The sequence below is a fragment of the Klebsiella sp. PK18 genome, assembly GCF_057784655.1.
Map to the genome: position 1 here is coordinate 3,804,312 of NZ_CM173493.1, position 11,021 is coordinate 3,815,332.

The window sequence follows — 11,021 nt, forward strand, 5'->3', positions numbered from 1 at the left end:
AATGCGGCCTTTTTTCTTCTCAAAGGTTTGCTATCTGGTAGCGGGACAATGAGAGAAGCGTCCCGCCTTCACTACGCCCCACACGCCCACTCCGGCAGTATGCGCCGGGACTCAGGAGGCGGCGATAAACAGCTCGCGCAGCTGATGCAACTGGTCGCGAATTTGCGCCGCCTCTTCGAACTCGAGGTTCTGGGCGTGCTGCATCATCTGCCCTTCCAGCTCGTGGATCTTCTGCTGCAGCGCTTTTGGCGTCATCTCCACGGCGCTAAGCCCGGCAGGCTCAACGGCCTTCGCTTTACCGCGCCCTTTGGCTTTAGTTTTCGCCAGGCCCTGGCCCAACTGCAGGATATCCACCACTTTCTTGTTGAGGCCCTGCGGTACGATGCCATGCTCTTCGTTATAACGCTGCTGTTTCTCCCGTCGACGCTCGGTCTCGCCAATGGCTTTGGCCATGGAAGGGGTGATCTTATCGCCGTAAAGGATGGCCTTGCCGTTGATGTTTCGCGCCGCGCGGCCGATGGTCTGGATAAGCGAGCGTTCGGAGCGCAGGAAGCCCTCTTTATCGGCATCCAGGATCGCCACCAGCGACACCTCCGGCATATCCAGCCCCTCACGCAGCAGGTTGATCCCTACCAGCACGTCAAACTCGCCAAGGCGCAGGTCGCGGATAATCTCCATACGCTCGACGGTGTCGATATCCGAGTGCAGATAGCGCACCCGCTCGCCGTGCTCCTCAAGATACTCGGTTAAATCCTCCGCCATCCGCTTAGTGAGGGTGGTCACCAGCACGCGCTCGTTGATGGCCGTGCGCAGGCGGATCTCTGACAACAGATCGTCTACCTGGGTGGCTACCGGCCGCACTTCGATGATCGGGTCAAGCAGACCGGTCGGCCGCACCACCTGATCCACCACTTCGCCGCCGGATTTATCCAGCTCGTAGGCGCCGGGGGTTGCCGAGACGTAGATGGTTTGCGGGGCCAGCGCTTCAAATTCTTCAAACTTCATCGGCCGGTTATCCAGCGCCGACGGCAGGCGGAAACCGTACTCCACCAGCGTCTCTTTGCGCGCCCGGTCGCCCCGGTACATACCGCCGATCTGCGGCACCGTAACGTGGGATTCGTCTATCACCAGCAGACCGTCTGCCGGCAGATAGTCAAACAGAGTGGGCGGCGGCTCGCCGGGCCCGCGACCGGAAAGGAAGCGCGAGTAGTTTTCAATGCCCGAGCAGTAGCCCAGCTCGTTCATCATTTCGAGGTCGAACTGGGTACGCTGGGTTAAGCGCTGCTCTTCCAGAAGCTTGTTGTTGGCCAGCAGAACCTTGCGCCGCTCCGCCAGCTCCAGCTTGATCTCTTCCATCGCCTGGACGATGCGTTCCCGCGGCGTCACGTAGTGGGTCTTGGGATAAATGGTGTAGCGCGGCACCGTCGATTCCACGTGGCCGGTGAGCGGGTCGAACAGCGACAGGCGCTCGACCTCTTCATCAAACAGCTCAATGCGCAGCGCGATATCGTCGGATTCCGCCGGGAAGACGTCGATCACCTCGCCGCGCACGCGAAAGGTGCCGCGCTGGAAGGCCTGATCGTTGCGGGTATACTGCAGTTCGGCCAGACGGCGCAGGATAGCGCGCTGGTCAATCAGCATCCCGACCGTCAGGTGCAGCATCATCTTCAGGTACAGGTCCGGGTCGCCGAGGCCGTAGATAGCCGAGACTGACGCCACCACCACCACGTCGCGCCGCTCGAGCAGCGCTTTGGTCGCCGACAAGCGCATCTGCTCGATATGTTCGTTTACCGAGGCGTCCTTCTCAATGAAGGTATCTGAGCTGGGGACGTAGGCTTCCGGCTGATAGTAATCGTAGTAGGAGACGAAATACTCGACGGCATTCTCCGGGAAAAACTCTTTCATCTCGCCGTAGAGCTGGGCCGCCAGGGTTTTGTTTGGCGCCAGCACCATCGTCGGCCGCTGCAGGTCGGCAATCACGTTGGCGATGGTGAAGGTTTTACCGGAGCCGGTGACCCCCAGCAGCGTTTGATGCGCGAGCCCATCCTCCAGCCCCTCTTCCAGGCGGCGGATGGCTTCCGGTTGGTCTCCGGAGGGGCGAAAGGCGGAATGCAGAACAAACGATTTACTCATTGATCAAAACCTGAAGATGGATTTAGCGGCCGGTGTTTAATTCTACCCTCCGGGCCATTTTTTGCCAACAAATTATACTGGATATTTAAACAGTACATCACTATGATAGCGTCAGTAAACGGCTTATTTCGGCGCCATGGTGCGCATAAAACGCGCACCGGGTGGAATAATCCTCCGGCCGGCAGGGTTATCCCCAGAAATTTTTACCTTTTAACATTTGTCAAGCGGACGGGTGAAAGTTTTATGGCAGTAGATGACGCTTTTCTTACACCCATTGATTTTATATAACACGCTGATATTTAAGTACTTTAACGAAAAGACGCCTTTCGCGCCAATTCAGCCGCAGGCCGCGTACGCTCTAGCTTACCGCAGGTTTTCTAACTCTAATACACAAGGTTATCCACAGGAATAGTGGATAACTGTCTGCAGCCCAAGACCGCCGCCGCCCGGCGCAAATCGACTTTCGCTGTAAACCGTGCGGCGAAAAATTTTTATCGAACTATTTTTGATAACTATCCGTTTAAAGCCGCTCGATTTTTGCTGCTTTTTGCACCACCCTTTAGCGTCGGGCACCGGAAAAGTGCAGCGCCCGCGCTGACTATGCCCGATGGTGTCGGCGTTTCGCGGTTTTTTCCGAGCGTTCTTTTTCCTGGCAAGAGTTTTGCAGCATCTTTCTGTCGCCCTGACGCCAGGATAAGGAGAAAACGTCCATGTTGAATTTACAGGCAGTAAATCATTTTTACGGTAATCAGCACTCGCTGTGGAATGTCGATCTTGAACTACGCCCGGGAGAGTGCATTGGCGTACTGGGACGCGAGGGAATGGGAAAAACCACCCTGGTCAACTGCATTGCCGGCCATCTGCCGGTGGCCAGCGGTCGGATGACCTGGCATGACATTGGCGCCCCGCCGTGCGATCTCACCCCCCTGTCCGCTCAGTCGCGCAGCGCCATCGGCATCGGCTACGTGCCGCAGGATAAACGCATCTTTTCCCAGCTCAGCGTGGAAGAGAACCTGCATATTGCCCTGGCGGCCGGGAAACCCGGGGCTAACGCCAGCGGCGGCGAAATTTATGACCATTTTCCCGAACTCTATGCGCTACGGCAGCGCAAAGGCGCTTCGCTAAGCGCCGACGATCAGTACCAGCTGGCGCTGGCCAGGGCGCTGATCGTCCAGCCACGACTGCTGATCCTTGACGAACCCTCACGCGGCGCAGGGCCGCGCTGCCTGCAAAAGCTGGCGGAATTGCTGCTGCGGTTAAATCGCGATATCGGTCTGACGGTGCTGCTCGCCGAGCAGCACCTGCCCTTTATCCGCCGGGTGGCGGATCGGTTCTGTGTCCTTCACCGGGGGCGTAATGTCGCCGAGGGCGATATTATGGCGCTGGATGAACCGCTGCTGGCGCAGTGGATGACGCCAGATCCAGCGCGCTGAGATCCAGATACTGGCCGAGATCGTCGCGCTGCGCGATATCGACAAGCCACGGTATTTCACCAAGAAACGGCGCGGCCAACCGGTTTTTCAGCGTCGCCAGATATTCGCCATGGCGCTTGCCCGGCGGCTGCACGTCATTGGCGATCCAGCCCGCCAGCGGCAGCCCCGCCTGGCGCACCGCCTGGGCGGAAAGCATCGCATGGTTGATACAGCCGAGCTTGACCCCCACCACCAGAATCACCGGCAGCTGCTCCTGCTGCGCCCAGTCGGCGAAGGTCAGGGTGTCCGAGAGCGGCGTAAACCAGCCGCCGGCCCCTTCCACCAGTACCCAGTCTGCCAGGCGCTCCAGTTCGCGTAAGCCACTGGAAAGCGCCGCCGCGGCAATCGGTCGCCCTTCATCGGCGCTAATAATATGCGGCGAGGTCGGTTCGGCAAAAGTATAAGGGTTGACCTGTTCATAGCTCAGCGCCACCCGGCTATTACGCTGCAGGGCCAGCGCATCTTCATTGCGTAACCCTTGTGCGGTCAGGTCGCTACCGGACGCCACCGGTTTATAGCCGGCGGTGTTAAAACCCAACTGGTTCGCCGCCTGCAGCAGCGCGCTGCTGGCGACCGTTTTCCCGACTTCAGTATCGGTTCCGGTGACGAAAAAACGTTTAGTCACGTTCAATGACTCCTGTAAAAAGATAATACGTCAGCGGGCAGATACCCTGCTGTTGCGGCCAGGCCAGCTGCAGTTCGCGCAGTTTGCCGCGGCCAAGCGGGGCGGATGCCCTCCCCTGGTGCAAATGGGTAGCGCCGATGCCCTTCAGGGAGCGCATAGCGCTCAGCGCATCGGCGAACGGCAGGCTAATCTGATGAACGATGCCTTCGGCGCGCAGGCCGCTCAGCGCCGCCCTTACCGCCGGTTCGCTGAGAAAACGGTTGGCATGCGGACGGTCGTCAATAGCCTGCCACGCCTGATTAAGCTCCGGCAGCGATCCGGCCAGCAGCGTGGTAAACGCCACCCGCCCGCCGGGTCGCACCACCCGGCACAGCTCGCCGATCGCCGCGCGCAGATCGTCGCACCACTGCACCGCCAGGTTGCTCCATGCCAGATCGACGCAGCCATCCGGCAGCGGCAGCGCTTCGATATCGCCCTGCAGATAATGCTGCGCGGCGTCGTGGCGCTGCGCCTGGGCCAGCATGCCGGCGGAGAGATCCAGCGCGGTCACCACGCTGCCCGCCTCACGCCAGTAGCGGCTCATGCTGCCGGGGCCGCAGCCAGCATCCAGCACCTGAGCAAAATCGCGGCGCGCCAGCTGGCGCAGCAGCAGATCGGCGCTGCGCCGCTGCAGTTCATCATGTTGCGTATAGCCGCTGGCCGCCCGGCCAAACGCCGCGGCCACCGCCTGCTTATTCACCGTGACCATGCAGCGCCTCCAGTAAACGGTTAATGTCCTCAGCCTGATGAGCGGCGGTCAGGGTCAGACGCAGGCGAGCGCTGCCGACCGGCACCGTCGGTGGACGGATCGCCGTCGCCCAGCAGCCGGCCTCGCGCAGACGGCAGGCCAGGCTCAGCGCTCGCGCGTTATCGCCGACGATCAGCGGCTGGATCGCGCTGACGGAATCGGTCAGCCCCAGCGACACATCGCCCATCCCTGCACGGAACTGACGGATGCGGGCGGCCAGGGTTTCCCGCCGCTGCTGGCCCTCATCGCTACGAATGACCCGCAGCGCCGCGCTCAGCGCCACCGCCTGGGCGGGCGGCATGGCGGTGCTGTAGATCAGATGACGGGCAAACTGCAGCAGATAATCGGCCATCGATTCGCTGCACAGTACCGCCGCGCCGCTCACCCCAAACGCCTTACCGAAGGTGACCACCAGCAGCTCCGGGCGCACCCCCTGCGCGGCGCAGCTTCCACGCCCTTCCTCACCAACCACGCCGATGCCGTGGGCGTCATCCGCCAGCAATACCGCCCCGGCGGTCTGCGCTGCGGCATGAATGGCCGCCAGCGGCGCGCTGTCGCCGTCCATACTGAAAATGCCTTCAGTCACCACTAACTGCAGACCGTCCAGCGGTTTCGCCAGCAGTTGCGCGAGCTGCTGCGGATCGTTGTGGGCAAAGCGCCGCAGCTGGGCCGGGCTGAGGCTCGCCGCTTCCAGCAGGGAGGCGTGGCTCAGGCGGTCGGCGACAATCCGATCCTCTTTTTCCGCCAGCGCGGCAACCAGCGCCTGATTGGCGGCAAAGCCGGAGATAAACAGTAGCGCGCGCGGGTAACCGAGCCAGTCGGCAAGTTCCTCTTCCAGCGCGCGGTGGGCCTCACTATAGCCGCTCACGTGGCCCGATCCGCCGGAGCCGACGCCATAACGTTCCGCCCCCTGCTGCCAGGCGGCGATAATGCCGGCATGCTGGCTCAGGCCCAGGTAATCATTGCTGGAGAAGTTGAGCCAGCGCTCCCCTTCGCGCTCCAGCCAGCGTCCGGCGCCGTGGCTTACCGGCAGGCGGCGGCGAAACGCATCCGTCTGCCGCCGCTCGTCCAGCGCCCGCTCGATTCGTTGCTGCCAGGTCATAGCGCCGCCGCGTTGTAATATTCCTCAGTGTCGGGGGTGAGTAGGGCCTGCTCCAGGCGCTGCTGCTGCTCATTATCGCCCTCCAGTACAGCCGTCTGCTGCGGGTTGATCCCCAGCTTGCGGAACAGCTGCAGGTCTTTGTCCTCTTCCGGGTTCGGCGTGGTGAGCAGCTTGCAGCCGTAAAAAATCGAGTTCGCCCCGGCCATAAAGCACATCGCCTGGGTCTGCTCGTTCATCTGTTCGCGGCCGGCGGAGAGACGCACGTAAGAGGTGGGCATCATGATGCGTGCGATGGCGATGGTGCGGATGAAATCGAAAGCGTCGACATCGTCGTTATCCGCCAGCGGCGTGCCTTTAACTTTCACCAGCATGTTGATCGGCACACTCTCCGGCGGCGTCGGCAGATTAGCCAGCTGCAGCAGCAGCCCAGCGCGATCTTTTACGGTCTCTCCCAGCCCGACGATGCCGCCGGAGCAGACTTTGATCCCGGCATCGCGCACTTTATCCAGCGTATCCAGACGCTCCTGATAGGTACGGGTGGTGATGATGTTGCCGTAAAATTCCGGCGAGGTGTCGAGGTTATGGTTGTAGTAATCAAGCCCCGCGCCGGCCAGGCGCTGCGCCTGGCTGGCGGTCAGGGTACCGAGCGTCATACAGGACTCCAGCCCCAGCGCCTTGACGCCTTTCACCATCTGCTCCAGATAGGGCATATCGCGGTCATTGGGGTTCTTCCACGCCGCGCCCATGCAGAAGCGGGTGGAGCCGGCGTTTTTCGCCTGACGTGCCGACTCCAGCACCTGCTCGACCTCCATCAGGCGCTCGGATTCAAGACCGGTTTTGTAGCGTGCGCTTTGCGGGCAATATTTACAGTCTTCCGGACAAGCGCCGGTTTTAATCGACAGCAACGTACTGACCTGCACCTGACGCGGGTCAAAATGCTGGCGGTGGATTTGCTGCGCTTCGAATAACAGATCGATGAGTGGTTTATTAAATAACTCAGTAACTTGCGACATTGTCCAGCGTGCGTGGTGAGCCATTAGCCTCTCCAAAAGGTTTTGTTAATTTGCGGTTCGGTTTATACTCGTAAACCTAAATGTTTTCAAAATGGTTTACAAGTCGCTTATGACACTGGACGATCTCGCCTTCGATCGGCGCCACATCTGGCACCCCTACACCTCTATGACTTCCCCCCTGCCGGTCTACCCGGTGGTTTCCGCCCACGGGTGCGAGCTGTCCCTCGCCGGCGGCGAACAGCTGATTGACGGCATGTCCTCCTGGTGGGCGGCGATCCACGGCTACAATCACCCGCGCCTCAATGCGGCGATGAAAGCGCAGATCGATCAGATGTCGCACGTGATGTTCGGCGGGATCACCCATCCGTCGGCGGTGGCGCTGTGCCGCCAACTGGTGGCGATGACCCCGGAATCGCTGGAGTGCGTTTTCCTCGCCGATTCCGGTTCGGTGGCGGTAGAGGTGGCGATGAAAATGGCGCTGCAGTACTGGCAGGCCAAAGGCCAGCCGCGTCGTCGTTTCCTGACCTTCCGCAACGGCTATCATGGCGACACGTTCGGCGCGATGTCGGTCTGCGATCCGCAGAATTCAATGCACAGCCTGTGGCAGGGCTACCTGCCGGATAACCTGTTTGCTCCCGCGCCGCAAAGCCGCTTCGACGGCGAGTGGGATGAGCTGGATATGGTGCCGTTTGCCCGCCTGATGGCCGCGCATCGCCACGACATCGCCGCGGTGATCCTCGAACCGATCGTCCAGGGCGCCGGCGGAATGCGGATGTACCATCCGGAGTGGCTGAGGCGGGTGCGTAAAATGTGCGACCGGGAAGGGATTTTGCTGATCGCCGATGAGATTGCCACCGGCTTTGGCCGTACCGGCAAACTCTTCGCCTGCGAGCATGCCGGTATCTCCGCCGATATTCTTTGTCTGGGTAAAGCGCTGACCGGCGGTACCATGACCCTTTCCGCCGCCATCACCACCCGAACGGTAGCTGAAACCATCAGCAATGGCGAAGCCGGCTGCTTTATGCACGGCCCCACCTTTATGGGCAATCCGCTGGCCTGCGCGGTGGCAAGCGAAAGCCTGCGCCTGCTGGAGAGCGGCGAGTGGCAACAGCAGGTGGCGGCGATTGAAGCCCAACTACAGGCCGAGCTGGCTTCGGCGCGGGGATCTGCGCTGGTCGCCGATGTGCGCGTGCTGGGCGCGATTGGCGTGGTTGAAACCCGGCGTCCGGTAAATATGGCCGCCCTGCAGCGTTTTTTCGTCGAACAAGGGGTGTGGATCCGCCCGTTTGGCCGCCTGATTTATCTGATGCCCCCGTACATCATCACGCCCAAACAGCTGACCCGCCTGACCCGTGCGGTCAACCTGGCCGTGCAGGACGAAACATTTTTTAGCGAATAAACAGCGGATTTGCGCCGCCGGGAAGGCTACACTTCTTTGTTAATCTGCACATTATCAATGAGGATGAAGCATGAAATTGATCAGTCACGATCTCCAGGACGGCGGCAAGCTGCCTAATCGTCACGTCTTCAACGGCATGGGCTATGATGGCGACAATATTTCGCCGCACCTGATGTGGGATGATGTGCCCGCGGGCACCAAAAGCTTTGTCGTCACCTGCTACGACCCGGATGCACCGACCGGCTCCGGCTGGTGGCACTGGGTGGTAGTCAACCTGCCTGCCGATACTCGGGTGCTACCGCAGGGTGCCGGCTCCGGTCAGGCGGAGCTACCGGAAGAGGCCGTTCAGACCCGCACCGATTTTGGTAAGGCAGGCTACGGCGGCGCGGCACCGCCGAAGGGTGAAACCCACCGCTACATTTTTACCGTCCACGCGCTGGATATCGATAAGATTGATGTCGATGCCGAGGCCAGCGGCGCGATGGTCGGCTTTAACGTCCATTTCCATTCCCTCGCCAGCGCCTCGATCACCGCCCTGTTCAGTTAATTATCCCCCCGGATAGCGGCTTGCGCCTTATCCGGGCAACCCACGGTGCCGGTATATTGTCGGGTGGCGCTGCGCTTACCCGACCTACGGTCCGTGCGGCCTGCCTTTAATTTATTCACCATGCTTGCTGAAACTGCCGATGCTGGCGGCCTCAACATCGCTGAGACGTTCCCGGAAGGCAGGGGCAGCCCGCATGGATGCGGGCTGAGGGCCGTGTTTTGCAAGGACGCTGCCTCGGCCCGACCCGAAGCCTGCAGGGATAAGTCGAAGGCACCACGAAGTGGCGATGTTGCTGGCCGGAGCCCGGGGGTACAGGGGCGGCGGCGACTGGCCGCCCCCTGTGCGCTCCCTGCGCCATGAGGGACATAACGCAGAAGAAATATTGGGAGCGCAATGTGTCGGAATTAACACAAAGCACATGTTTTCCCCGACCAAAACCGTTGCAAACCGATAACAGTATCTACGGTCCAAACGTAGCCCCGGTAAGCGCAGCGCCACCGGGGAGATTGACCTTACTGTTCCGTGGCCACCTGCAGCGCGGTTTTACGCACGCGCGCGTACCACACCACCGTCAGCAGCCCCAACCAGACCAACCCGGCTAACAGCGCCACGCGTGTCTCTTCCACCATTCCCAGCACGGCGATCACCAGCCCCATAAACAGCAGCGTCAACAGCGGACCAACCGGCCAGAAGGGGATCGGGAATTCGATCTTACTGCGCTCTTCGGCCGACAAACCGCGGCGCATCGAGAAATGAGAGAGCAGGATCATCAGCCACACCCAGACGGTGGCGAACGCCGCCAGCGAGGCAATCAGGACAAAGACCTGTTCCGGCATCAGATAGTTAAGCACCACCGCCACCAGCAGCGCCACGCCCATCACCACCACCGTCATCCAGGGTACACCGTTGCTGGCGAGCCGCTGGAAGCACTTCGGCGCCAGCCCCTCTTTCGACATGCCGTACATCATGCGCCCGGCGCCAAAAATATCGCTGTTAATCGCCGAGATACTGGCGCTAATCACGATGATATTCAGCACGGTCGCCGCCGCCGGGATCCCGAGGCCATCGAAGATCAGCACAAACGGACTGCCCTGCTCGCCAAAACTATTCCACGGGAAGATCGCCATCAGCACCGCCAGGGTGCAGACGTAAAACAGAATAATACGCAGCGGAATGGTGTTGATGGCCTGCGGGATGACCTTCTTCGGGTTCTGCGCTTCCGCCGCGGTGACGCCGATAATTTCCACGCCGCCGAAAGCGAACATCACGATGCCAAGCGAGGCGATGATCCCCTGCCAGCCATGTGGCGCAAAGCCGCCGTGGCTCCACAAATTTTCCAGCCCGGTGGCCGGGAAACTATGGCCAAAGCCAAAGAAGATGATGCCTGCCCCCGCCGCCATCATGGCGATAATCGCTACCACTTTAATCAGCGACAGCCAGAACTCCATCTCGCCGAACACTCGCACATTGCAGAGGTTCATCGCGCCAATAAAGAAGATGATGCTGAGGATCCAGATCCAGCGCGGCACATCGGGATACCACAGTCCCATATAGATACCGAACGCGGTGACGTCGGCCAGCGCCACGATCACCATTTCAAAGGTGTAGGTCCAGCCGGTAATAAATCCGGCCAGCGGCCCGAGATACTGGCGCGCATAGCTGCCAAAGGAGCCGGAAACCGGATTGCGCACCGCCATTTCACCCAGCGCGCGCATGACCATAAAGACCGCCGCGCCGCCAATCAGATAGGCCAGCAGCACCGCCGGACCCGCCGCCTTGATGGCGGAGGCCGAACCATAGAATAGCCCGGTGCCGATAGCCGAACCGAGCGCAATAAAACGAATGTGTCGGGCATTCAGCCCGCGCAGCAGATGCGGTTTGTGTTGTTGTTGCATATACAGGTGTCCTGATTTTTTTATATGACGACAAATATGCGATGTAGG

9 protein-coding genes and 1 pseudogene are annotated in these 11,021 nt (G+C 60.6%); 4 read left to right on the forward strand and 6 right to left on the reverse strand.

The window, feature by feature from the left end:
• Positions 1 to 111: 111 nt before the first annotated feature.
• Positions 112 to 2,133, reverse strand: a complete 2,022-nt coding sequence (gene uvrB / locus AC3EMD_RS18575) for an excinuclease ABC subunit UvrB (protein ID WP_008805740.1) — start codon at positions 2,131 to 2,133, stop codon at positions 112 to 114.
• A 411-nt stretch (positions 2,134 to 2,544) separates the two neighbouring features.
• On the opposite strand from uvrB, the pseudogene AC3EMD_RS18580 reads away from it, so the two are divergent.
• Together AC3EMD_RS18580 and AC3EMD_RS18585 are read left to right on the forward strand one after the other, a co-directional pair.
• Positions 2,545 to 2,754: pseudogene (locus AC3EMD_RS18580) on the forward strand (hypothetical protein); the annotation flags it as partial.
• Between the two features lie 89 nt (positions 2,755 to 2,843).
• Positions 2,844 to 3,566 carry an ABC transporter ATP-binding protein gene (locus tag AC3EMD_RS18585; RefSeq protein WP_008805739.1) on the forward strand — a complete coding sequence of 241 codons (723 nt, stop codon included), beginning with the start codon at positions 2,844 to 2,846 and terminating at the stop codon, positions 3,564 to 3,566.
• Here the strand turns inward: AC3EMD_RS18585 and bioD are convergent.
• Genes bioD through bioB form a run of 4 tightly spaced genes read right to left on the reverse strand, consistent with a single transcriptional unit; the run spans position 3,508 to position 7,156 of the window.
• Positions 3,508 to 4,230 (reverse strand): dethiobiotin synthase, encoded by a 723-nt coding sequence (gene bioD / locus AC3EMD_RS18590; protein ID WP_023322250.1) that lies wholly within the window; start codon positions 4,228 to 4,230, stop codon positions 3,508 to 3,510. The two genes, AC3EMD_RS18585 and bioD, sit on opposite strands and share 59 nt — an antisense overlap.
• A complete protein-coding gene (gene bioC / locus AC3EMD_RS18595; RefSeq protein ID WP_023322249.1) occupies positions 4,223 to 4,978 on the reverse strand; it encodes a malonyl-ACP O-methyltransferase BioC in 756 nt (251 codons plus the stop codon). Before bioC ends, bioD begins: the two co-directional genes overlap by 8 nt.
• Complete coding sequence (gene bioF / locus AC3EMD_RS18600; RefSeq protein WP_040973970.1) at positions 4,962 to 6,119, reverse strand: 8-amino-7-oxononanoate synthase; 1,158 nt, start codon at positions 6,117 to 6,119, stop codon at positions 4,962 to 4,964. Before bioF ends, bioC begins: the two co-directional genes overlap by 17 nt.
• Positions 6,116 to 7,156, reverse strand: coding sequence for a biotin synthase BioB (bioB, locus tag AC3EMD_RS18605; RefSeq protein ID WP_023297246.1), 1,041 nt, complete (start codon positions 7,154 to 7,156; stop codon positions 6,116 to 6,118). The genes bioF and bioB overlap by 4 nt, the downstream gene beginning before the upstream one ends.
• Positions 7,157 to 7,241: 85 nt before the next feature.
• Between bioB and bioA the strand changes: the two genes are divergently transcribed.
• Together bioA and AC3EMD_RS18615 are read left to right on the forward strand one after the other, a co-directional pair.
• The gene (gene bioA / locus AC3EMD_RS18610; RefSeq protein WP_040976043.1) at positions 7,242 to 8,531 is read left to right on the forward strand and encodes an adenosylmethionine--8-amino-7-oxononanoate transaminase; all 1,290 of its coding nucleotides are present in this window, start codon (positions 7,242 to 7,244) and stop codon (positions 8,529 to 8,531) included.
• 70 nt (positions 8,532 to 8,601) lie between these two features.
• Positions 8,602 to 9,078, forward strand: a complete 477-nt coding sequence (locus AC3EMD_RS18615; protein ID WP_012542402.1) for a kinase inhibitor — start codon at positions 8,602 to 8,604, stop codon at positions 9,076 to 9,078.
• 512 nt (positions 9,079 to 9,590) lie between these two features.
• On the opposite strand, the gene AC3EMD_RS18620 is transcribed toward AC3EMD_RS18615, so the two are convergent.
• Positions 9,591 to 10,973 (reverse strand): amino acid permease, encoded by a 1,383-nt coding sequence (locus AC3EMD_RS18620; RefSeq protein WP_012968669.1) that lies wholly within the window; start codon positions 10,971 to 10,973, stop codon positions 9,591 to 9,593.
• Positions 10,974 to 11,021: the final 48 nt, after the last annotated feature.

Coding starts and splice junctions, on each gene's coding strand:
- uvrB (WP_008805740.1), bottom strand. CDS start 2,133: ATGAGTAAATCGTTTGTTCTGCATTCCGCCTTTCGCCCCTCCGGAGAC.
- AC3EMD_RS18585 (WP_008805739.1), top strand. CDS start 2,844: ATGTTGAATTTACAGGCAGTAAATCATTTTTACGGTAATCAGCACTCG.
- bioC (WP_023322249.1), bottom strand. CDS start 4,978: ATGGTCACGGTGAATAAGCAGGCGGTGGCCGCGGCGTTTGGCCGGGCG.
- bioF (WP_040973970.1), bottom strand. CDS start 6,119: ATGACCTGGCAGCAACGAATCGAGCGGGCGCTGGACGAGCGGCGGCAG.
- bioB (WP_023297246.1), bottom strand. CDS start 7,156: ATGGCTCACCACGCACGCTGGACAATGTCGCAAGTTACTGAGTTATTT.
- bioA (WP_040976043.1), top strand. CDS start 7,242: ATGACACTGGACGATCTCGCCTTCGATCGGCGCCACATCTGGCACCCC.
- AC3EMD_RS18615 (WP_012542402.1), top strand. CDS start 8,602: ATGAAATTGATCAGTCACGATCTCCAGGACGGCGGCAAGCTGCCTAAT.
- AC3EMD_RS18620 (WP_012968669.1), bottom strand. CDS start 10,973: ATGCAACAACAACACAAACCGCATCTGCTGCGCGGGCTGAATGCCCGA.